The sequence below is a fragment of the Pantoea sp. X-Soil-TKNS-1280 genome (assembly GCF_059730475.1).
The window spans coordinates 2,898,772-2,921,753 of the sequence record NZ_AP035962.1; the positions used below are offsets into that span (position 1 = coordinate 2,898,772).

A 22,982-nucleotide genomic window follows, 5' to 3' on the forward strand; every position below is an offset into this window, starting at 1 on the left:
GGTAATATACCGCCTTTTGATACTTGATTAGTCGACGATATGCCACAATCATCCCGTTACAGTGACGAACGCGTGGAGAAACTCCTCGCGCAAATGGCGCAGATTCTTGAAAAAGACAAAGCGCCAACCGACCTTTCCCTGATGGTACTGGGGAATATGGTAACCAATTTGATCAACACCAGCGTCTCTCCGGCACAGCGCCGCAGCCTGGCACGATCTTTTGCCGATGCGTTGCAAGCGTCGGTTCGCGATGACAACGCCCATTAATTTGCAGATTTGACCTTATAATATGGTAACCAACCGGCAGCGCTACCGTGACAAAGTCTCCCAGATGATCAGCTGGGGGCATTGGTTTGCCCTGTTTAATATTCTCTTCGCGTTAGTTTTAGGCAGCCGTTACCTGTTGGTTTCCGACTGGCCAGCGTCGCTGGCTGGTCGTATCTATGCCTATACCAGCTGGATTGGCCACTTTAGCTTTCTGGTGTTTTCCGTTTATCTGCTGGTGATCTTCCCGCTCACCTTTGTGGTGATGTCGCAGCGATTGCTCAGGTTCCTTTCAGCTATCATCGCCACCACAGGGCTGACGCTGATTATGGTCGACAGTGCGGTATTCAACCGCTTCCATCTCCATCTCAATCCGGTGGTGTGGGAGCTGGTGATAAACCCCGACCAAAGTGAGATGGCGCGCGACTGGCAGCTGATGTTTATCAGCGTACCGGTGATATTTCTGGTGCAGATGCTGTTTGCCACCTGGAGCTGGCAGAAGCTGCGCAGCCTCAACCGTCGTTCGTTTGGCAAACCGCTGGCAGCGCTGTTTATCTGTGCGTTCTTTGCCAGCCATCTGCTGTATATCTGGGCTGATGCCAACTTCTATCGTCCGATCACGATGCAGCGCGCTAACCTGCCACTTTCCTATCCGATGACGGCGCGACGTTTCCTTGAGCGTCACGGTCTGCTGGATGCGCAGGCGTATCAGCAGCGTCTGGTGCAGCAAGGCGATCCGGAAGCGTTATCGGTGCAATATCCGTTAAGCGATATCACCTTCCGCGATGGTGGTACACGTCATAATTTGCTGGTGCTGACGGTGGATGGCCTGAATAACGCCAACGTGGAAAAAGCGTTACCGTCGCTGAATCAGTTCGCTACTGACAACGTGCGCTTCACGCAGCACTACAGCGCCGGAAACCAGCCTGAAAAAGGCTTGTTTGGTCTGTTCTACGGCATCTCATCAAGCTATATGGATGGGGTGCTGGCCGCACGTACGCCTTCCACATTACTCAGCGCGCTGAACAGCCAGGGTTATCAGTTCGGGTTGTTCTCCTCCGATGGTTTTAATCAGCCGTTATATCGTCAGGCACTGCTGGCGGACTACTCCCTGCCCGCCATGGACAGCCAGCCGAATAGCGCGACCGTCGCCCAATGGCAAAACTGGCTCAACGGGCAGAAGGACAACAGCACCCCCTGGTTCTCCTGGGTGGCACTGAATGGCGTCACCATCACTGGCGATAGCCTGAAAGCGCAACAGCGTAGCTATTTACGTCAGGCTGCGGGTGTTGACGCGCAAATCGCCGCTGTACTGCAAACCCTGCAACAGCGCGATTTACTGAAGAATACTGTAGTGGTGATTACCGCTCAGCGCGCCATTGCGCTGGATGGTGATGACAACAATCCGGGCAACCGCGCGACCCTGCAGGTGCCGCTGGTGGTGCACTGGCCGAATACGCCAGCGCAGACTATCGATCGCCTCACCGATCAACAGGATGTGATGGTGACATTGATGCAACGGCTGCTGCATGTGCGGACCAACCCGGTGAACTATTCTCAGGGTGAAGATCTGTTCGCCGCTCAGCGCAGCCATAATTGGGTAGCGAGCAGTGAAGATGGCAGGCTGGTGGTAACCACACCGGACATGACTCTGGTACTGAACAATAATGGCAGCTACCGTGCATACGATGCACAGGGTAAAGCGCTGAAGGATCATAAACCGCAACTGGCGTTGTTGTTGCAGGTACTGACGGAAGAGAAGCGCTTCATCGCAAACTGATTAAATATGAGGCAGTTAAACCGCTCGCATCTTGCAATCGTGCGCGGAAACGGTAGTATATGCCTCCACGTTCGGCACGTAGCGCAGCCTGGTAGCGCACTGTCATGGGGTGTCAGGGGTCGGAGGTTCAAATCCTCTCGTGCCGACCAAAATTCCCAAAAAAAGCAGCCTGCAACGGCTGCTTTTTTATTGCCTGAATATCGTGATGGTCATATCGTGGTCCTGCATGCTAACCTTTACGCCCCCAATTACCCTTCCATGCGTTGACCAGGATATACGAAGAAGAACAGGACATGATTAATACGATAAACGCAAACTATAATGTTAAATTCTATTTCTTAATCGCCTTTTTCATATTAATAGGCTACAGCCCGATCTATCTCTCAAATTATGCTTTTTCTGATGACTGGTTTTACATATACGCATCAAATACAGACCCCAATAGCATATTAAAGTGGGATGTTTTATCTGGCAGGCCATTGTATGGTTTTTTTCGTTATCTTTTTTCATTTTTTATTGACGATGTTAATAGCCTTATCGTTCTGAGAGTATTTTCACTCCTGTCACTGATTGCTCTGGGATGTTACCTCTATTATTTCACCAGCAAACGTCAGATTCTTGAGAATAACCTGCAGCGCTTCACTTTCAGTACGATGTTATGCCTGCTGCCTTCGTTTCAGGTGTACACGGCCTGGTCGGTATGTTTCCCTTACGTACTTTCCGTCATTTTTTCTGGCCTGAGTTATTCCTGCCTCACCAGCCACAGAACATCATTAAGCAGATTATTATTATCAGCGATCTTTATCTCGGCTTCTTTTGCCATTTATCAGCCTGCTGGCATGAGCTTTTTATTCTTTGCGATGATTGACCTTTGTCTGTCAAAGCGAGTGGTTGATCGTAAGATTTTCATCAGGACGATATTGATGTTAGGCTTTGGTATGTTCAGCGCATTGCTGTTTGCCAAAGCACTGCCGTACTGGCTTTACCATGACATTCTGGCCAGAACGAATGTAACTCTGGAGTTTGGAAAGAAATTATTGTGGTTCATTAAAGAACCGCTAAAAAACGCCATTGCCAATTATGACTTAGGCAAAACGTTATTTTCTGTCATCCTCTCACTCGTCATTATGGGTATTGGTATCGCTGCAATGACAAAACATGGTAGAAAAAAACCTTATTTTTTTGTCTTTTTCGTGTTTGCATCAGGATTGCCAAACTTACTGGTCAGTGAGAGCTGGGCAGCGTATCGCACCATCGTCGCCATTGCATTGATCACCACGGCGGTGTTCATCGTTGGCCTATTGACGATTTTTAAGAACATCAGATTCCCGCAAATACCTTATGTTATTTTCATCTTACTGACGGTATTTGTTAGCAACCAGAATATCCGCAATGGTTTTTCTCTACCTCAGCAGGAAGAATATCATCTGTTCAACGCTGAAGTCCTGAGAACTGTTCCTGCAGAATTCAAAGGTGAGTTGTATTACAGCATCAACTCAGATAATTTACCGAGAGTTGCAAAATCCACTAAATATGATGAGTTCGGTGCCCTTTCATTAGGCATGCCCTGGACATTTGCGGGCATGGCGTATTCAGCCAGAAAAGAGCACGCGATGAATTATGTCATTCCAGCTGCGCCGGTGATTGGCCTCAACAACACTTGTACTGAGCCTTGTCTGGTCATCAATGCCAGCGCCGTGCTAAATCATGGTGTGAAATAACTCATTAGCCTTAAATCAAATTTCGCTATTTTACACCGCCAGGGTATCACCCTGGTGGTGTTCCAGCTCCAATCCGGTGCTACAAATCAAAAATCACCCCTCATTCACCCAAATCCGCATCTCCCCTGCTCCACGATTCGCCCAGCTAAACCACGGAATAAACGTTAAGGTTTGAGTTTGCCGGGTGGAAGGTGCACGATCATAATGCCAGAGCAATTGCTGCTCAGGCTCATGAGAAGTGTGCTTGCTGCCCTCAGCCTGAATGAGCACCTTATGCGCAAACAACCCTTTACCCTCAAAAGTCGTGAAGTTGGCAGAGTCAGACAACCACAGATTATGCAGCTGCTCGCCGTTATCCGCCTGTTCCAGACAATACACCAGCGGACCGCGTTGAATCGCCACTTTGCCTGCAACGTGACGTACCAGCGGATTGCCATACACACGGCGTACCGGCATGGGCAATGTCAGCGCCAGGGTGTCGCCTTCCACCCAGAGCCGATTGATATGCAGATAACCTTTGCGGATGTCATGCGCTACCGCCACGCCATTAAGCGCCACCTGTGGTGCATCGCACCAGTCCGGCAAACGCAGAGCCAGCGTATGCCGCACCGGCTGCGCTGAATCGATAGCGATGGTCACATTTTCCTGCCACGGGAAGTTGCCGCTGATACGCAGGCGTAGCGTTTGTTCGCCTACCGGCACTTCCACGCTATTGCCGACATAAAGATTGATGTAAAGCGCATCCTCGCGCGGTGTATAGATATAGTGCCCCAGCGAGGTCAGCACGCGGGCGATATTCGGTGGACAGCAGGCGCAGCCGAACCACCGCTGACGTACCGGTTTAACATGATCGTAGATATGGTTAAAACTGAGGGTTTTAGGATGTACTTCCAGCGGATTGACGTAAAAGAAATGTTTGCCATCCAGCGCCATCCCTCCCAGCACGGTGTTATATAACGCGCGTTCCATCACATCGGCGTACTGGCTGTCGGCTTCCATCTCCAGCATACGCCGGGCAAACATCATCAGGCCAATCGAAGCACAGCTTTCGGCATAGACGCTGTCGTTCGGTAAATCGTAATCGCTGCTGAAGGCCTCCCCGCTGCTTTGCGAGCCGATGCCGCCGGTGATATACAGCTGGCGCTGCGCCATGTTATGCCACAGACGCAGGCAATCCTGCCGTTTCGCTTCATCCTGGCTGAGTCTTGCCAGATGCGCCACGCCCGTCATCAGGTAGACAAAGCGTACCGCGTGACCAATCGCCGTCTGTTGTTCCGCAATGGGTTGATGAGCCTGACTGTAGGCCTTGTCTTTTACCATCCATGCCGGGCCGTAAGTATTCCAGTAGGATGTTTCGCCCCGCTTTTGATACTCAATATCATAGAAATGCGGCTGCGTACCGCGCTGTTCGACAAAGTAGTTCACCAGCGTCATATAGCGCAGTTCCTGGGTTACCTCATGTAAACGCATCAGCGCCAGTTCAATTTCCGGATGTCCCGGATAGCCATGCAGCTGTGTGTCCCCCGGGCCAAAGACGCTATCAATATGGTCAGCAAGTTTGCAGACCACCTCCAGCAAGCGGCGTTTGCCCGTGGCCTGAAAGAAAGCCACACCGGCTTCAATCATATGTCCGGCGCAGTAAAGTTCATGGCATTCGGCGAGATTGGTCCAGCGATCCGCTGGCGCTTTGACCGTGAAATAGGTGTTGAGATAGCCATCGTCACACTGGGCGGCTGCCACCAGCTCAATCACCTCATCTGCGGTTTTCTCCAGCTCCGCGTCGGGTTTCTGACACAAAGACCAGGCGACAGCCTCCAGCCATTTCGCCACGTCACTGTCCTGGAACACCATGCCGTAAAACTCCCCTTGTTGCAGGCCAGCGGCAATGCGGAAATTTTCGATAGCATGGCTGGGATCGGCTTCCGCGATGCGGTCATTGAGCGCATCCCACTGATAAGGGATCACGACATCGCGTACCAGTTGCTGGTACTGACCGAGGAACGGGTCGCTGATTTTGAGCTTATGCAGGTTAACTTCCATCACAGACATTAGGGTCTCCTTAAGACTGAACATGGCGGACGCGCAGGTCACTGGCAATGCGTGCCATCATCGGATTATTAAGTTTGCAGGCACGAATGCTGAACGCCAGCAGCAGGTGAAATAAGGCCGGGAGCAGAGTTTCCATGGTGGTAATTCCCTGCAGTGAAGCGGCGGTCTGATTACCGGCACCCGGCTGGTAGGCCACGAAGATAAACACCAGGCTGATGATCCCGGCACTGGAAGCCCAGGCGAGCTTGATACAGAACAGGTTGAAGGCAAAGTTCATCCCCGACGAGCGCACACCGGTTTTCCACTCACCGTAATCATCGGCAAACGCCATCAGCGCAAAATGCAGCGGCAGCGTAAAGCCGAGGATAATGCCGTTACCGAGGATCACCGCCAGCCACAGCGTCTGCCACGCCACGCCTGTGGGCAGCAACCACATCAAAACCGCCAGGGCCGCCAACACAATATTGGTGCGATAGTAAAGTTTGACGGTATCAATGCGTTTTGACAGCGGGCTGACGATGACTGAGCCAAGAATCGAGGCAAAGGTCACCATGGTGAAAAATAGCGAGGTATAGGCAGTGCTGCCTTTCAGCACATAGGTGATGAAGTACATATAGCCACCACCACGGATGTTAAACACATTAATCAGCAGGAAGGACATCAGCAACATCAGCAACAGTTGGTCGTTGCGGCGTAACCCGGCCAGATGTTGCCGCAGGGTAAATTTGCCCATGCTGTCCAGCGGTACGCGCTCACGCACCCAGAAGAAGCAGCAAAGAAACATCACCACCGCCACCGTGCACAGCAGTCCCACGCCCGCCTGATAACCGAGTGCGGCATTGCCTTTACCCAGCGCCGACACCAGCCACGGCAGGCCGACGGAGACCAGAAAACCCGCCACGCCACACAACACAAAACGCCATGACTGGCAGGAAAGCACTTCCGTATGGCGGGTGGTCATGGTGTTGATCAGCGCACAGTAAGGCACGTTAATCGCCGTGTAGCTGATCGAGAGCAGCAAATAAGTCCCGAAAGCCCAGGCGATTTTCATGTTCATGCTGACATCAGGGACGGTAAAGGTCAGAACGCCAATGATGCCAATCGGTACCGCAATCCACAGCTGCCAGGGGCGGAAACGTCCCCAGCGGCTCTGGGTGCGGTCGGCAATGATCCCCATGATCGGATCGGATACCGCATCAAACACGCGCAGAGCAATAAACAAGGTTCCGACCAGTGCCGGAGTCAGGCCAAAGACATCGGTATAGAAAAACGTGAGAAAATTCATAATCAGGCAGGTGATCACCGTGCCACCGGCGTCCCCCAGCCCATAACCGATTTTCTCGCGCATCGACAGCACATCGCTGGTGTCCTGCTGCGTCAGCTCGGTTTGCGTAATCGGGGTAGAAGTCATCGAAAACTCCTCGTCAGGTCAGAGTACATTACCCGCATCATGGCGGGCTTATTTACAGGTACCTGACTCATTCTGCCTGCAATCTGGCAACCAACAAGGGAACGGAAAAGTATAAAAACAGGGTAATTCCGACCTGATAGCTGAAATGTGAACTGGATCGGGCATCGCCTCACTTTATGATTAATAATCAGTCACAAAGTGATTTTATGGTCGCCCAAAAGCAGGAAATTGAATATCGATGTTCGAATTATCCATAGCATTTCCGATTCAGGTGCAAAACGGGGGTTTGTTTATTTCCCGTGGCGTGGGAAGCCATCCGGCGCGCACCCTGTCCTCCTGGGAAGTCATCTTTGTCGAGCGTGGCGAGCTGCAAATTCGCGAAGAGGATCGGTTATTTTCCGTACAGGCAGGTGAAAGCCTGCTGCTGAGGCCCGGATATCGGCACGTCGGGGAAGGAACATTTCCGCCAGATCTAAAATTCTACTGGCTGCATTTTGAATGGCTGAAAGGAGCCAGAGAAACCGGGTTGCATCAGGCGCTGTTAACGCTTCCCCAGCACACCCGCGTTGGCGATCCACAATACGTTATTGCGCTGTTTCGGCAGTTTCTTAGCGAACAGGAAAACATTCATCGCAGTATCGCGCTGGAGTGCATTTTGCTGCTGATTCTGCAACAAATCGCTGCCCCAGGCCCGCAGGAAAGCGCCGATGACAGCCCAGGCGTCGCCCTGGCATGGAAAGCGCATCAGATCATCCGTAGCCGATTCCATCTGCCGCTTTCCACTGCGGTGCTGGCAAAAGAGCTGCACTGCAATGCCGATTATCTTGGCCGGGTTTACCGTCGGACATTTCGCCTGACGCTGACGGAAGCCATCCATCGTCAGCGCGTCCTGGCAGCCGAAAAACTGCTGATCAGCAATTCATTGTCGTTAACCGAAGTGGCCCGACAGTGCGGGTTCAGCGATACCAGCTATTTTCGGCAAATCTTCCGTAAACATACCGGCCTGACGCCAGCAGGCTGGAAACAACGCTACTGTAAAGAGCACATTAATTCCTGATATGTCGTCTCATCCCTGAAATGCAAAGTAGCGTTGTGGCGTCAGTCCCAGCGCTTTACTAAACATGGCAATCAGCGCACTGCCGTTACAATATCCCAGCTGGCTGGCAATCTCTTCCACCGCCATCCCCTGTGACAGCTGGTTGATGGTCGTTGTAATAGTTAACTGCTGACGCCACTGCGCGAAGCTTAACCCGGTCTCCTGACGAAACAAGCGGGACAGGGTTCGCGGGGTGATCCCAGCCTGATTGCTCAGGCTCTCCAGCGTAGCGTTATTGCCTGGCTGCTGTAGCAATGTCCCGGTTATCGCCAACAGTCGCGGCTCTTTCGCTACCGGCAGGCAACTGACCTGCGCCGATTGTGCCTGGCTTAATTCATTGAACAGCAACGCCAGGATGAGCAGATTGCGCCGCTGATGCTGGGGTAAATCATCCAGTTCGGTTACCAGTTGATGGACGAGACGGGTGATTAGCAAAGGGCAAAGTGTCTCAATACATTTTTTCTCACCCGCATCGGCCAGATATAAATTATGAGTCTGCGTCCCTGCCTGCGCATGGGTTTGGTGCGTGAGCCCGGAGGGGATCCATAACGCACGGTAAGGAGGTAAGGTCCAGCTTGCCTCGGCGGTATGGATAGTGACCGCCCCACTACTGCAATATGTCAGCTGCGCCGTGGCGTGTGAATGCCAGGCCTGTGCCTGCTGGTGCGTGTAGAAATAGGACACGACAGAGGGAGCCGGCGTTAACATCTGCGGTTGCAGCTGCGGAATTTTACTTTTCAGTTTGAGTGCGCTATTCATTTCACCACCTGCCATCACCTCTCCTCCGCCTGATATCCGAAAATTTCGCCACTATTTATCGATTGCGACAACCTTTGTCGCTTTTTCAGGGTGATCTCTCCGAGCACAGAATAACAGACAGCCACCATCTTTTAATAAGAAATAAAATCATTATCATTCGCCTTCTCCTGGTCGGGATTGCCCGTTACGCTGCTGGTGCAGCTTTTGTAACGCGAGTCAAAAAAGCCTTATCCAGACAAACTTTTATGTGGTGAGCATTTATTTAACTTATTAAGAGATAGGGAAAATTGATGTGCAAGATGACAGGCATGGGTAAGGGTCCATTCGTACTGAGTGCGCTTGCGTTAGTGTTGATGGCTGCTAAAGTCAGCGCAGCAGATCAGCAAATGGTGGTGACGGCCAGCCAGGCTGCCCGGCCATCGACAGATGACACCAGCGTGGTATCCACCAGCACCACCAGCGCGACCAAAACGGCAACGCCGAAAATTGAGGTGCCGCAATCGGTATCCAGCGTGACGCGTAAGCAGATGGATTTACAGGCAGCGCAGACCACGGCTGAAGCCTTGCGCTACACCTCCGGTGTGGTGTCAGAGATACGTGGCGCATCCAGCAATGGCGCGAGTTATCTGTTCAGCCGCGGCTTCTATCTGGAACAATTTCTGGATGGTGCCAGAATGCCGAGCGACAGCAGCTTCGGTTATGCGATTGCCAATTATGATACCTATGGCTTTAGCAACATTGAGGTGCTGCATGGACCGGCCTCGGTGTTATATGGCCAGGTTAATCCCGGCGGCGTGGTCAATCTGACCAGTAAAAAACCCACGGCAACGCCAGTAAACGAGGTGTTTGTTACCGCAGGGAGCCACGACCATCTGCAAACCGGTTTTGATGTCGGTGGCAAAGCCAACGACGATGGCACCCTGCTGTACCGCCTGACAGCCAGCGGCACCGACAGTAAAACTCAGGTTGACGATACGCGGCAAAAGCATGTGTATGTCGCGCCCGCACTGACCTGGCAACCCAACGAGGATACCTCGCTGACGGTGCTGGCCAAGTATCAGCGTGATCCGGATATCGGTTATTACAACTTTGTTCCGGCAGTCGGCAGCGTATTCGGCACGGCGAACGGTAAGATCTCGCCACATACCAACCTCGGCGATCCCAACTTTGATCATCATTCACGTACCCAGTTCTCCGTGGGCTATGAATTCTGGCATCGCCTGAATAACACCCTGATGATGCGGCAAAATGTGCATTACAGCGATGTGAAAGATAACCTCGAAAATGTTTTCACCAACGGTTACGCCAGTGGTTCCAGCCGCGTGCTCAACCGTTATGCCTTCTTCAACCATGAACAGGCGAAAACCCTTTCAGTCGATAACCAGCTGGAAGCCGATTTCGATACCGGCGCTGTCTCGCACCAGTTGCTGTCAGGTGTTGATTTCCAGCGGGTGCTGTATCGCGAAACCGTGGGGCTGGGCGCTGCGCCAACGCTGGATGCCTTTGCGCCAGAGTACAGCGCCGTCACCATGCCCAACACCACGTCAGACGATCATATCCGTCAGAAGCAACTGGGCGTTTATACCCAGGATCAGATGCGATTTGGCAACTGGAGTTACCTGCTGGGGATGCGTGAAGACTGGGCGCATGCCGATGACGTTAACCCGGTAACGGATTCCTCTACCGAACAATCTGCCCGTGCCTTCACCTGGCGCACCGGGCTGGTTTATCAGTTTGATAACGGCATTGCCCCGTATGTCAGCTTTGCTAAATCCTTTAATCCGCAGGTCGGTACGCTATATGGTGGCGGCATGGCAAAACCCACCACGGCCAACCAGTATGAAGTGGGGGTAAAATATCAGCCGACCGGCTTTAACGGCTTTATCACCACGTCCTGGTTTGATCTCACTGAGAAGAATGTGCTGACCAGCGATCCGCAACATTCGGGGTATAACACACAGGCCGGACGCGTCAGATCGAAAGGTGTCGAGGTGGAAGCGCACGCCAACCTGACGCCATCACTGACGCTGATCAGCGCCTATACCTGGCTGAACGCGGTCACCATTGATTCCAACGACAGCGCCACCACGCTGGACGGCGGCACCACCTCACTGGAAGGCAAACGCCTGTGGGGAATACCACGCAATACGGCATCCGCCTGGCTGGACTACACCTTCCATCAGGGGGTAATGCAGGGATTTGGTGTCAACGCGGGTGTTCGTTACATCGGAGCCAGTGAAGATACGTCAAACACCATTCGTGTGGCGTCCGCAACCGTGATGGATGCGGGTATTCATTACGATACCGGTGATCATTGGTTGTTTAGCCTGAACGCCAGCAACCTGCTTGACCGCCATTATGTCGCCTCGTGCTATAGCGCCACGACCTGTACCTATGCCGATGGCGCAAACGTACTGGCCAGCGCACGCTATCGCTGGTAATGGCATGAGAAGACGTACGTTTTTACAGTGGTTCGCGTTGCTCTCCCTGGCGGGGAGCACGCGTTATGTGAGTGCGTCTTCACTCCCGGCCCCACGTCTGGTGGTACTCGACTGGGGGCTGGTGGAAACGCTACTGGCGATAGGTGTGATCCCGGCTGGCGTGGCAGAAATCGAGGGGTATCACGACAACGTGGTGGAACCCCGCATTCCCGCCGAGGTGCCGGATGTCGGCCTGCGCCTGACCCCCAATCTGGAGTGGTTACAGCAGTTAATGCCGGATTATATCCTGATCAATTCCAGCCAGGAGTCGCAGCGCGAAATCCTTGAGCGCATCGCTCCGGTGCGGGCATTCACCATTTACAGCGACACAGGGACACCCTGGCAACACGCCATCGAGGCCACCCGCCAGCTGGGTGAGCTGTGTCACCGCCAGTCCGCTGCCGCGCAGCTGATCAGCGGTGCCGCAGAAACCTTACGCCAGGCAGCATCAGGCCACGCAACCAACTTAACCGTTTTCCTTATCCGCTTTTTCGATGCCCGCCATATCGGTGTCTATGGTCAGCGCAGCCTGTTTCAGGACGTTCTCACCGCCATGAAAATCAACAATGGCTGGCAGCGAGAAACTGATTACTGGGGAATCAGCGTCGCCGGGCTGGATAGCCTGGCCCCGGCCACTGAGGCACAGATTCTTTATTTCACCCCGTTACCCGCCAGTATGCCGCACGGCCTGGCGGATAATGCCTTATGGCAGGCGCTACCTGCGGTGCAGGCAGGCCATAGCGCGCCATTACCCGCCTTTTGGGGATTTGGCATGCTCCCCTCCGCCATGCGTTTTGCCCGGCAACTGTCCGCAGCACTCAGAGGTCGGTCCGCATGAAACCCCTGAACCTGCGCGCCCGGATAATATTGCTACTGGCGTTACTGCTGCCATTACTGTTGCTGAGTCTGCATAACTTTGCCCAGTTGCTGCCGATGCCAGCGCACTCTATTCGGCAACTGATCGTTTTGCAGGGATGGTTACCGCGTCTGGTGATCAGCCTGTTGTGTGGGGCAGCGCTGGGGCTGGCGGGTCTGCTGTTTCAGCAAACGCTGCGTAACCCGCTGGCAGAACCGATGACGCTGGGAGTGGCTGCCGGTGCCCAGCTCGCGCTCTCACTGGTAACGATATTTCTCCCGCACTGGCTGGCGGCAGGGACGCAAACGGTGACGCTGATCGGGGCGATCGCTGCAGCCGGGCTGGTGCTGGTCCTTTCAGCCTCACGTGGGCTGGAGCCTTCGCGGGTAGCGATTGCCGGTTTGGTGGTGAGTTTATTCTGTGGTTCAGTGATCACCGTGCTGCAATTGCTCTACGCCCCTTATCTGCACAGCCTGTTTATCTGGGGAGCCGGTTCGCTGGTCCAGGCGGGCTGGGGATCGGTACGTCAGTTAGCCGGGCAGTTGCTGGTTGGTTGGCTGCTGGCGTTATTATTACGGCGTCCGTTGCAGCTGCTGGGCCTCGGTGAACTGCACGCCAGCAGCCTCGGACTACGCACCCAATATGCCAGGCTGGCAGGATTTGCACTGGCGGTGCTGCTGACCGCCACCGTGGTCAGTGCGGTCGGAGTCATAGGTTTTGTCGGGCTGGCAGCCCCTGCCCTGGCACGGTTGCTCGGCGCGCGTCGTCTGCTGCACCAGTTACTACTGGCCCCGCTGTGTGGCGCGGTATTGCTGTGGGGTACCGATCAGGCCGTCCAGCCTTTTGCCAATGCGCTGGGGGAGTTGGTACCCACCGGAGCGGCCACCGCGCTGTTTGGTGCTCCGCTGATACTGTGGTTACTGCTCAGGTTACGCGTAGCATCTATGCCTTTGGCCCCGGTGTCTGCGGGTGCTGGCGAATCGATCCACACAGACCACCGTGTCTCCCCTCTTAGCCTCGGTTTGTTTGTGTTGCTGGCGCTGTGTCTCCTGCTATCGGTGTTTTTTGGCCGCTCCCCCAGCGGCTGGGCATTCACACCACTCCCGCATCTGGCAGCGTTGTTGCCATGGCGCGTACCCCGTGAGGTGGCCGCCTGTGCTGCCGGGATGATGCTGGCCGCAGCCGGGGTGTTACTGCAACGATTAACCGGTAACCAGCTGGCAAGCCCGGAAATGATGGGGGTGAGTGCTGGCGCTGCTTTGGGGATGCTGGCATTGACTCTGATGGTAGGAAGCACATCACATGCGCTGCGTCTTGGCGTTACCACGGGCGGGGCGTTGGTTACGTTGCTGATCATTTTATCTTTTTCCCGCCGTCATCATTTTTCCCCGGATCGCGTTTTGCTGGCCGGTGTGACCATCAGCGCGCTGTTCCAGGCATTGGTGGCGACGGTCATCGCAGCGGGTGATGAACGCGCCATCACTTTGCTGAACTGGTTATCCGGCTCGACTTACTCGATCATGCCGCACGATGCAGAAGTCGCGGCGGGGATGGCGCTGATATTAAGTGTACTGACGCTGTTTTTCCGGCGCTGGCTGAGCATTTTACCGCTGGGTGCAGCCTGTGCCGCCTCCGTCGGTGTCACTCTGGCGCAGGCCCGCCTGCTCACCCTGACCTTTATCGCCATGCTGACGGCATCGGCAACCTTGATCGTCGGCCCGGTATCCTTTGTCGGCCTCACCGCTCCGCATATTGCGCGCCTGCTGGGTGCGCGGCGTCCGGGGCAGCAACTCCTGCTTGCCCTGCCCAGTGGCGCGTTAATGATGGTAGTGGCAGATTGGGCCGGGCGCACCTTGCTGGCCCCACGCGAACTCCCCGCCGGGCTGGTCGCCACCCTGCTGGGCGTACCTTATATGATGTGGCTGCTTACCCGGCGTGGTGAGAGATCATAAGAGAGGGTGTTACGCCTGCTTATCTGCACGGATCCGTAGCGGTGCGATTTATCGCGCTATTATCAGCAGTGCCCTGCCAAAAGCGCGCAATAAATTGCGCCGCTACGACCTGGTGCGATATTGCATCACGGGGCAGATTTCTGCGTCCGCTGCGCCAGCCACTCTTCCTGCGTGATTTCCCAGTTGCCCGCCAGCATTTCGCCGCCGACAAAGGCTTTACTGAAGGTGTCAATCAACCGCATCCCGGTGCGTTCGGAGATGCGCCGCGATGCGAGGTTATCCATCGCTTTGGGCACGCGCAGACGAGGTTGTTTCAGGGTCAAAAACCAGTAGTCAGTAACCACAGCACAGGCTTCGCTCATCAATCCCTGCCCCTGCCACTCTGGCACCAGCCAGAAACCCCGGTTATCTTCCTCACCGGCGCGCAGGGAGATCAATCCAATCACTGTCTCTGGCGCGGAACGGTGGCGTAAACTCCAGTGCCATGCCTGACCGGCCTCCATTGCGGGTAACGCGATGTGGTTAATGTAATAACTGGCCCCGTCCGCAGGGTATGGCCAGGGGACCGCGTTAGTCAGATGCCGTACGATTTCCCAGCGTGGGAAGATTTGTTGTACCTGGATAGCATCGCTGCTTTGTAGCGGTTCCAGAAGCAATCGTGGCGTTTCAAACCGGGGTACTGTCATCTCAACCTCCTGTTGTCCAATCCCTTAATGGGTATCAGAAAATAGCCAGAATTAACATTGTTTTTACCAGATAATCAGTAAGTTACCGGGCGTAATAAATCTTGTCCCAGATCACATTTTTGCCAAATTGTGACAGCAATTCATCTGAGTGAAACAAAACTGTCACACTATTACCCTAACCTTTAGTCTCCTGTTTTACGATGGAAAACCGTTATGGTCATCAAAGCAAAAAATCTGCAGGACGCTGAAGAACTCCTGCACTCCGGTATCAGTAAAGTCGAACTGGCTTACGATATTGGCAGCGACGATTTCTTCCGCCTGGCGTCTCGCTGGTGCGATCGCGGTGCGCGCATCAGTAAAGGCCATCAGCATTTTGTGGTATCGATCAAGAGTTTTGCCATTCCCCCTAATGACTAAAGGCGGTGAGCGCTGAGCTTGCCCTCTCTCCGGCTGACTGGTTAAATGCCCTTTTCCGTCAGCCGTGATTCCCTATGTTTACACCCGCAACACCGCTTACCGTTCCTGAATCACCCTTTTTGCTCGCCGCTAGCATAACACCTGGCTCCCCGTTGCTCGCCTGGTGTCAGTTCGATAAACAGCACTGGCAGGCCGAGCTGCATCAACGTTGGCAATTGCCACTGCCTGCGGCACTGGAAAAGGCAGTGATTAAGCGTAAGTCCGAATACCTGGCCAGCCGCTGGCTGGCGCGCGAAGTGATGGCACAATTTGGCGTGGCGGATTTTGTGCTGCTCAACGCTACCGATCGTTCCCCCTGCTGGCCCGCAGGCGTGCAGGCCTCACTGTCGCATAGCCATGATATGGCGGTGATTACGGCAACGCGTGAACCGCTGTGCGTCGGTGTTGATGTGGAACAGGTGATGGCTGCCAGGACGGCGCAGGAAACGGCGGAAATGTTGATGAATGCGCAGGAACGTGCGCTGCTGCAACAGCTTGCGTTGCCCTTTGCTATGGGGGCGACGCTGTTGTTTTCCCTGAAAGAGAGTGTGTATAAGGCATTGTGGCCGCAGTTACATCAACCCATGGAATTTCTCCAGGCGGAGCTGATCCAGCTCGATCTGACGGCCCATACCGCCCTGCTGCGCTTAACCGAGGATTTTTCTGCGCACTTTAACCAGCAAACCTTGCTTCAGGCGCGTTTCAGTCAAAGTGAGCAGCGCGTGGTAACGCTGGTCACGCATCCTCTGGTGCTTCAATAACATCAGCCGTTAATGGCCGGTATCGGTGCGTTTTACCGCATCCAGCGTCGCCATTTCACGTTCGCTACCGGTCAATTCACTCAGCTTACCGTCACGCATTTCCAGCAGGCGATCGGCGTGAATGAAATAGTGATCGTCATGGCTGATAGCAAACACCGTTTTGCCGGATTCCTGTAACCAGGGCAGTAGCTCGCGATAGAAAATACGGCGGAAATGCGGGTCCTGATCGGCGGCCCATTCGTCAAGCAGCAGAATGTCGCGCTCCTCTGCGGCTGCCAGCAGCAGCGCCAGGCGCTTACTTTGTCCTTTCGACAGTTGCAGATTCAGTACCTTGTTGCCCGTCAGCTTCAGTTTATCCTGCATCTTCAGACGCTCCAGCCAAAGCTGTACCAGCGCCGGATTGGCGGGTTGACCAGCCTGGCCGATAAGACGATCAAACAGATGCACATCGGTGAACACCGCAGAGAAATGCTGGCGATAAGCTTCCAGATTGTGCCAGTCAACCGCTTTGCCATTCAGCAACAAGCTACCGGATTGCGGCTGATACAAGCCGGTCAGTAGCATCGCCAGCGTCGATTTGCCGCTGCCATTACCGCCAATCAGGAACACCAGCTCGCCCCGACGCAGCGTCAGGTTGATCGGCCCCACTTCGAAGCCATGTTCGCCATAATGGAAGCAAACATCACGTAATTCGAGGGATTCCCACTCACTGGCAGCGGGCAAGGCTTTGAACTCCGCTTCATAAGGTGCGAGGTCAAAAGTATTCAGCTTACGAAATGCCACCTGGGCACTGAGCAGCGTAGGTAAAGCGCCCACTGCTGCCAGTAAAGGTGTGCGCAGAAACAGCAGCGTCAGCGAGTAAGTTGCCGCCACGGCGGTATTGGCCCAGCCAAGACCATTGGCCATCCAGAACACGATGCCAATCGCCCCGAGCATCATAATGTTTGACCAGTTCACCGCACTGAGATGGAAGGTATCGGCACGCACAATATGGTGACGATAGCTTCTGGCGTTTTCCTGGTAAACACTGTCGTAAATCTGCTGCGCGCGATCGCGGTTCAGCTGTAGCTCTTTGCGCCCTTCAATGATGGTTTGATAGTCACGATAGAGGTCATCTTCCACCTCGCGCAGCTTCGCCATATGTTGATAAACACGCGACACCAGTAACCAGCCCCCCACCAGCGTCACCACCAGCCACAACGAGGTCACCGCCAGCATTTTCGGTGATAACCACGCCATATACAACGCGGAACCAAGGGTAATGATGATGCCCTGGATCAACTCCGGCAGACGGACAAAAGCAATGGTAATGGCCCGCACGTCACTGGTCAGCCCAGCCAGCAGTTGTGCGTTGCCGATCTGCTCAATACGCTCTACGCGGGTATCCAGAATACGTTTGATAAATTCGCCACGCAGACGCCAGACGAAGTGATGACCCAGCAGTGTCAGCGACAGCTGTGAGCCGAGCGTCACCGCCATCAGCAGAAACAGCTGCAGCAGGAACGCCGGTAATACGCTAACCGAGGTATTCACCGCCGTGATCAGCTCGTTATTAATCCAGGCAATCATGCCAATGCCGAGCACAGCGCTAAGTAAAGTAAGAAGGATGACGCCAATAAAAGGCCAGCGATACTGGCGATAGACAACCTGAAGCAGAGCCATTAAACGGTTCCAGCAGTAAACTTTTGCAGCCTGCAGTTTAATGGTGCGTCAGATGATAGCAAGAATAATTCTCATCCAACGCGCCCTCAATGGGCGCGACGGAAAGTGAGGTTATAGCGAAAGGCACCGGCCTGCGGATGCACACCCGGTTTGAGCGGCAGAATGCCGTGATAGCGCAGACGCGAAGGCCCACCCCATACCACGATATCGCCGTGCTCCAGTAATACGCGCTGTGTGGCATCACCGCGTTCGAAACCACCAAACTGAAACACGGCGGGCAGCCCGAGCGACACCGAAACGATCGGCTGGCGCAGGTCCTTCTCATCTTTATCCTGATGCAGCGTCAGTTTGGCACCGGGCTCATAACGGTTGATCAGACAGGCATCCGGGTTAAAACCGCTGAACCCGGCTTCCAGCGCCGTCTGTTGCGCCAGCTCGCGGAACAAGGTCGGCATCGGCGGCCATGTATGTCCGCTGAGGTTATCCTGCTCGGTGTACTGGTAGCCGCGCGCATCACTTGACCAGCCCAAATTGCCGCAGTTGGTCATGGCGACCGACATGCGGTGTCCACCCGGCGTAATGCGATGAGCAAACGGGTTAAGTGCGGCGATAGTATGAATTTCCGCCAGCAAGGCATCCGCCTGCTCGCGGGCGCGACGACGCAGGATCACCGCCCCCTCAGCCAGCGGTTCCTGCCACGGCGCTTCCTCACTAAACAGATCCAACATCTGCGCCTCCGTAATCAGTGATCATCCTGCGAAATCAGGAATTGTTTAAACTGCGGCGACATCCAGTGGCTGAAGCCATCGTCCTGTTTGCTGATCAGATACACCGCCAGATGCTCCTTCAGCGCCAGCGCTTTCGCGCGCTCAGTGCCGAGCACCATCAGCCCGGTATCCCAACCATCCGCTTCCAGCGCGGTGGTGGCGATCACCGTTGCCGATACCAGTTTATGCTGGATCGGCCGCCCGGTGGCCGGGTCGATGACATGTGAAATACGTTGGCCATCCAGTTCATAATAGTTGCGATAGCTGCCGGATGTACTGATGCCGTGGCCCTGCAAATCCACTCGCGCTTCCACTGCATTTTCCCGATCGGTAGGCTTCTGGATCGCCACCCGCCACGGCTGATTCTGCGCGTTCAGGCCGCGACTCAATACCGCACCGCCCACCGACACCAGATAATCGGTGATGCCCTGCTGCTCCATCAGTCGTGCCAGATGGTCGGTTGCATAGCCTTCGCCCATGGTGGAGAGATCAACATACAAGCCCGGCAGATCTTTTTGCAGCCACTGGCCGTCAACCGCCTGAATCACCCGCAGATGCTGTAACCCGGTTAGCGCTTTCGCCGCCGCAATTTCAGCATCTGTTGGTGTATGCGCAGGTTGTTTGGTCGGCCCAAAACCCCACAGATTGACCAGCGGCCCGACGGTAATGTCCATCGCGCCCCCGGTTTTATTGCCGATGCGCAGTGCTTCGGTAACGATATCCGCCATATCGGCACTGACCGGCTGCGGTGCAGTGCCCTGATATTGATTGAAGCGCGACAGCACGGAGTCCGGCTTCCAGGTAGAAAGTTCGCCATCGTCCTGATCCAGCTGCTGCTGGATCGCCTGCTGTAGCGCCGCTTTACGCTGCGCATCGACCCCCGCCAGGCTGACCCGCCATACCGTACCCATGGTTTTACCTTCCAGCACCAGGCTTTGCCGGCTGGCAGTTTGATCGCAACCACTCAACCCGATCACCACCAGGCCAGTCAGCAGAATATTCTGAAAACGCATTTAATCCTCATCTGTAACGCTTTAATTAAGCCTGTTACAAAGCATAACTCGCTTGTAAATCAGGCTAAAGGTGCTTGAAGTTGACTGAAGGCTGGCACAGGATAACCCGTTCCTGCACAACCGCGCATACGGGAGCGTCAGATGATTTATACGATTCTTGTGGTGGCCACTGGCCTGTTTTTTTACAGCAGCCTGCAATGCTGGCGGCATTATCGTCAGCGTCATCTGCGCGGGCGTTAAATTTCTGCACCAGAAAAACCCGCGTTGCACCGCTTCAGCGCTGGCGCAGTGTAGCAAAGTCAAACCGATCCGCGTGGCGCTGAGAGCGGTGTTGTGGCATGAATTCTGCAATGTTGAAGCTAAGTTGAATATCGCTGAGGCAGCAGAATGGAAAAGTCAAAAACACAACACGGCAAATGGCAGCAGTGGCTGAGTTTCTCAGCCTTTACCCTCGCGGGCGTGGCGCTGGAAGGCAGCCACCCTCCAGCACAACAGCAAGCGCCAAAAGCGAAGAAGTGGCGCGCTGCGCAGTAATGCTGCGTTTATAGCCCCAGTTCACTCAGGCCCGGATGATCAATCGGGCGTGTTCCCAGCGGCCAATGGAATAAACGCTGCGCTTCAGTGATTGCGAGATCGTTGATACAGGCGTAGCGCGTTACCATCAAACCCTCTGCCCCGAAGTGCCAGTTCTCATTACCGTAGCTGCGAAACCAGTTACCACTGTCATCATGCCATTCATAAGCAAAGCGCACCGCCAGCCGGTCGTTATGCCACGCCCATAACTCCTTAATCAGCCGATAATCCAGCTCTTTAGCCCACTTGCGTTGCAGAAACGCCTCTACATCTGCCCGTCCATTGACAAACTCACTGCGATTACGCCAGCGCGTATCTTCAGTGTAAACCTGTGCCACCCGATGTGGATCGCGGCTATTCCAGGCATCTTCCGCCATCCGCACTTTCTGCGTGGCGCTTTTTTCATCAAACGGGGGAATCAGCATCATGGTCTCCTTATTTATGTAGACAGATCTGTCTACTTGATTCATCCTGCCGTATGTAGACAATTCTGTCTACTTCCTTTTTACGGTGACGCTATGCTCGCTCCTCTGACTTTCGATCCCCAGGCCGCCGCGCGCGACCGCATCCTCAATACCGCCCAGCGCCTGTTTTATCAGCAGGGCATTCGCGCCACAGGCATTGATAAAGTGATTGCCGAAGCGGGCGTTACCAAAGTGACCTTTTATCGACACTTCCCCGCCAAGAACGCCCTGATTGTGACGTTTCTGCAACAGCGCCATCAACGCTGGATGACAGCATTTCGCACAGCACTGGCGCAGCAGCCTGCGCTGGTGGATGCCCTACCCGCTGCATTGCAAAGCTGGTTTAGCGAAGCGGATTTCCGTGGCTGTGCCTTTATTAACAGTGCGGCGGAATTGGGAGACACCCTGCCGGAAGCCAGTGTGATGATTCTGGAGCATAAAAGAGAGATGGCGGCGGCGATTGCTCAGCAACTCACGGCAGAACAACAGACAATAGTTGGACAGATTGTCTTGCTGGTGGAGGGGGCGATTGTGCAGGTTCAGTTGGGAGAAGCGACAGAGCAGATTATTGCTGCGTTACGAGGTGCGCTAGTGACGTTGTTAAAACCGGAGCGTGACCGGCAGGCCACGCTCCAGCAAACTTCTTAGAACTGGTAAACCAGACCCAGAGCAACAACGTCGTCGGTGTTGATACCGGCGGCCTGGGTGAAGTTGTTGTCGTCCAGCAGGTTGATCTGGTAATCAACATAGGTGGACATGTTTTTGTTGAAGTAGTAGGTCGCGCCTACGTCGATGTATTTTTTCAGGTTCTGAGAACCGTAGTTCTGAACATCACCGCGTGAAGAGATGAAGGCCAGAGACGGACGCAGACCGAAGTCGAACTGGTACTGTGCAACCATTTCCCAGTTATCCGCGCTATCCGCATAACCAAACGCAGAGCTGTCGCTGGAACCGAAGCGTGTTGCGTTGATGGAACGGGTATACATCGCGGCCAGGTAGATGTTGTTGGCATCATATTTCAGACCACCGGTATAAGCCTCGGCTTTGTTACCGCGACCCAGGATACCGTCGTAGCCACCGTTCTGCGAGTTGGTACGATCAGACGACATCATCGCCGCACCGATACCAAAACCAGAACCCAGGTCATAGGTGGTGCTCAGACCAAAGCCATCACCGTTCTCACCCAGCACATCACGGCCAGATGCGGACTCAGTCGGGTTGTCATTTTTGCCCTGATACTGCACGGCAAAGTTCCAGCCATCCACCAGACCGAAGAAGTTGGTGTTGCGGTAAGTCGCCAGACCATTGCTGCGCTGGAACATGAACTGGTCAGCACCGTAGGTATCACCACCGAACTCAGGCAGTACGTCGGTCCATGAACCGATGTCATACAACACGCCGTAGTTACGACCATAGTCGAAAGACCCGGCATCACCGAATTTCAGACCAGCAAAGCCCACACGCGTGAAGCTGTTAGCCGTACCCTGGTTCTCTGTGGTATTCAGAGCCGCCTGGTATTCCCACTGGCCGTAACCGGACAGTTGATCGGTAATCTGCGTCTCACCTTTGAAGCCAAAACGCAGATAAGACTGGTCACCATCACTGCCAGAGTTGTCAGAAAAATAGTGCAGACCGTCTACTTTGCCGTACAGATCTAATTTGTTGCCATCTTTATTGTAAATTTCCGCTGCGTTTGCAGCACCTGCGACAAGAAGCGCAGGAATCATCAGGGAGAGAACACGAAGTTTCATTTTATTACCCTCTGTAATGTGCCTTTATTTATGCCACTGCTAACTGAACGATTAAAAATTCAGCCGGCAAGCCATTGTTATTTTATAGAGGGCAATAATCTATCACGAAAATGATACTAAATTTCCGAAAGTGTTTCATTGTATGAAATAAATATTTCCAAATGTAAATTTTGGGGAACTAATAAGCAGCACGCATCGGTAAAAAATATAGCACATATTGATAAACCGATTTTTAGTTACTTAATATCAATAGGTTACATTAGAAACCCTTTCAGCACTGAATGATAAAACTTTTCAGCCATCAGAGAATACAATTACTCCCGCTATCATCATTTATTTCATTATTACCTTCATTCACCCCGAATGAGATGTTTACCCTAAATTCCCGCCGGACATGTTTGTCCGGCATTTTTTTGCCTGCCATTTATCGCCGCTTTGTCATCTTCCGTAAACTTACTTGACCGCCTTTAATTAAGACAGC

The 22,982-nt window shown here is 53.9% G+C and carries 20 protein-coding genes and 1 tRNA gene; 12 read left to right on the forward strand and 9 right to left on the reverse strand.

Going from position 1 to position 22,982, the window contains the following annotated elements:
- Positions 1–39 precede the first annotated feature (39 nt).
- The 4 genes from AC6I8X_RS13420 to AC6I8X_RS13435 all read left to right on the forward strand — a co-directional run bounded on the left by AC6I8X_RS13420 (position 40) and on the right by AC6I8X_RS13435 (position 3,765).
- On the forward strand, positions 40–267 hold the full coding sequence (locus tag AC6I8X_RS13420) for a YejL family protein (protein ID WP_084876079.1): 228 nt from the start codon (positions 40–42) through the stop codon (positions 265–267).
- A gap of 22 nt (positions 268–289) precedes the next feature.
- A complete protein-coding gene (gene yejM, locus AC6I8X_RS13425) occupies positions 290–2,044 on the forward strand; it encodes an LPS biosynthesis-modulating metalloenzyme YejM (protein WP_497839960.1) in 1,755 nt (584 codons plus the stop codon).
- 72 nt (positions 2,045–2,116) lie between these two features.
- Positions 2,117–2,193: transfer RNA gene (locus AC6I8X_RS13430), tRNA-Pro, on the forward strand.
- Positions 2,194–2,337: 144 nt separating this feature from the next.
- A complete protein-coding gene (locus AC6I8X_RS13435; RefSeq protein ID WP_497839961.1) occupies positions 2,338–3,765 on the forward strand; it encodes a hypothetical protein in 1,428 nt (475 codons plus the stop codon).
- 93 nt (positions 3,766–3,858) lie between these two features.
- Here AC6I8X_RS13435 and AC6I8X_RS13440 read toward each other — a convergent pair whose 3' ends face one another.
- The gene (locus tag AC6I8X_RS13440; protein WP_497839962.1) at positions 3,859–5,814 is read right to left on the reverse strand and encodes a glycoside hydrolase family 127 protein; all 1,956 of its coding nucleotides are present in this window, start codon (positions 5,812–5,814) and stop codon (positions 3,859–3,861) included.
- Between the two features lie 10 nt (positions 5,815–5,824).
- On the reverse strand, positions 5,825–7,225 hold the full coding sequence (locus tag AC6I8X_RS13445; protein WP_313688275.1) for an MFS transporter: 1,401 nt from the start codon (positions 7,223–7,225) through the stop codon (positions 5,825–5,827).
- Between the two features lie 238 nt (positions 7,226–7,463).
- Here AC6I8X_RS13445 and AC6I8X_RS13450 point away from each other — a divergent pair, with 238 nt between their 5' ends.
- A complete protein-coding gene (locus tag AC6I8X_RS13450) occupies positions 7,464–8,282 on the forward strand; it encodes a helix-turn-helix domain-containing protein (protein WP_299445429.1) in 819 nt (272 codons plus the stop codon).
- Between the two features lie 9 nt (positions 8,283–8,291).
- Here AC6I8X_RS13450 and AC6I8X_RS13455 read toward each other — a convergent pair whose 3' ends face one another.
- Positions 8,292–9,080: a helix-turn-helix domain-containing protein gene (locus tag AC6I8X_RS13455; RefSeq protein ID WP_497839963.1), complete on the reverse strand. Its 789-nt coding sequence runs from the start codon at positions 9,078–9,080 to the stop codon at positions 8,292–8,294.
- Positions 9,081–9,370: 290 nt separating this feature from the next.
- Here AC6I8X_RS13455 and AC6I8X_RS13460 point away from each other — a divergent pair, with 290 nt between their 5' ends.
- The 3 genes from AC6I8X_RS13460 to fhuB are packed head-to-tail and all read left to right on the forward strand — an operon-like array spanning position 9,371 to position 14,368.
- On the forward strand, positions 9,371–11,521 hold the full coding sequence (locus AC6I8X_RS13460; protein ID WP_497839964.1) for a TonB-dependent siderophore receptor: 2,151 nt from the start codon (positions 9,371–9,373) through the stop codon (positions 11,519–11,521).
- A gap of 4 nt (positions 11,522–11,525) precedes the next feature.
- Positions 11,526–12,398: an ABC transporter substrate-binding protein gene (locus AC6I8X_RS13465; protein WP_313684823.1), complete on the forward strand. Its 873-nt coding sequence runs from the start codon at positions 11,526–11,528 to the stop codon at positions 12,396–12,398.
- Complete coding sequence (gene fhuB, locus AC6I8X_RS13470; protein WP_497839965.1) at positions 12,395–14,368, forward strand: Fe(3+)-hydroxamate ABC transporter permease FhuB; 1,974 nt, start codon at positions 12,395–12,397, stop codon at positions 14,366–14,368. Before AC6I8X_RS13465 ends, fhuB begins: the two co-directional genes overlap by 4 nt.
- 125 nt (positions 14,369–14,493) lie before the next feature.
- Here fhuB and AC6I8X_RS13475 read toward each other — a convergent pair whose 3' ends face one another.
- On the reverse strand, positions 14,494–15,054 hold the full coding sequence (locus tag AC6I8X_RS13475) for a GNAT family N-acetyltransferase (protein WP_497839966.1): 561 nt from the start codon (positions 15,052–15,054) through the stop codon (positions 14,494–14,496).
- A 213-nt stretch (positions 15,055–15,267) separates the two neighbouring features.
- Between AC6I8X_RS13475 and AC6I8X_RS13480 the strand changes: the two genes are divergently transcribed.
- Together AC6I8X_RS13480 and AC6I8X_RS13485 are read left to right on the forward strand one after the other, a co-directional pair.
- A complete protein-coding gene (locus AC6I8X_RS13480; protein ID WP_013509840.1) occupies positions 15,268–15,471 on the forward strand; it encodes a hypothetical protein in 204 nt (67 codons plus the stop codon).
- A 74-nt stretch (positions 15,472–15,545) separates the two neighbouring features.
- Entirely contained in the window at positions 15,546–16,271 is a 726-nt protein-coding gene (locus AC6I8X_RS13485; RefSeq protein WP_497839967.1) for a 4'-phosphopantetheinyl transferase family protein, read from the forward strand.
- 9 nt (positions 16,272–16,280) lie between these two features.
- Here the strand turns inward: AC6I8X_RS13485 and AC6I8X_RS13490 are convergent, their stop codons facing one another.
- The 3 genes from AC6I8X_RS13490 to apbE all read right to left on the reverse strand — a co-directional run bounded on the left by AC6I8X_RS13490 (position 16,281) and on the right by apbE (position 19,713).
- A complete protein-coding gene (locus tag AC6I8X_RS13490) occupies positions 16,281–17,933 on the reverse strand; it encodes a multidrug ABC transporter permease/ATP-binding protein (protein ID WP_313684831.1) in 1,653 nt (550 codons plus the stop codon).
- 86 nt (positions 17,934–18,019) lie between these two features.
- Positions 18,020–18,661 (reverse strand): DNA oxidative demethylase AlkB, encoded by a 642-nt coding sequence (gene alkB, locus AC6I8X_RS13495; RefSeq protein ID WP_084876090.1) that lies wholly within the window; start codon positions 18,659–18,661, stop codon positions 18,020–18,022.
- A gap of 14 nt (positions 18,662–18,675) precedes the next feature.
- On the reverse strand, positions 18,676–19,713 hold the full coding sequence (apbE, locus tag AC6I8X_RS13500) for an FAD:protein FMN transferase ApbE (RefSeq protein ID WP_313684834.1): 1,038 nt from the start codon (positions 19,711–19,713) through the stop codon (positions 18,676–18,678).
- A 387-nt stretch (positions 19,714–20,100) separates the two neighbouring features.
- Between apbE and AC6I8X_RS13505 the strand changes: the two genes are divergently transcribed.
- Positions 20,101–20,247, forward strand: coding sequence for a hypothetical protein (locus AC6I8X_RS13505; protein ID WP_497839968.1), 147 nt, complete (start codon positions 20,101–20,103; stop codon positions 20,245–20,247).
- An 8-nt stretch (positions 20,248–20,255) separates the two neighbouring features.
- Here the strand turns inward: AC6I8X_RS13505 and AC6I8X_RS13510 are convergent, their stop codons facing one another.
- Positions 20,256–20,711: a nuclear transport factor 2 family protein gene (locus AC6I8X_RS13510; protein WP_497841040.1), complete on the reverse strand. Its 456-nt coding sequence runs from the start codon at positions 20,709–20,711 to the stop codon at positions 20,256–20,258.
- A 93-nt stretch (positions 20,712–20,804) separates the two neighbouring features.
- Between AC6I8X_RS13510 and AC6I8X_RS13515 the strand changes: the two genes are divergently transcribed.
- Positions 20,805–21,398: a TetR/AcrR family transcriptional regulator gene (locus AC6I8X_RS13515; RefSeq protein WP_497839969.1), complete on the forward strand. Its 594-nt coding sequence runs from the start codon at positions 20,805–20,807 to the stop codon at positions 21,396–21,398.
- Here AC6I8X_RS13515 and ompC read toward each other — a convergent pair.
- The gene (gene ompC, locus AC6I8X_RS13520; protein WP_313684841.1) at positions 21,395–22,501 is read right to left on the reverse strand and encodes a porin OmpC; all 1,107 of its coding nucleotides are present in this window, start codon (positions 22,499–22,501) and stop codon (positions 21,395–21,397) included. The two genes, AC6I8X_RS13515 and ompC, sit on opposite strands and share 4 nt — an antisense overlap.
- Positions 22,502–22,982: the final 481 nt, after the last annotated feature.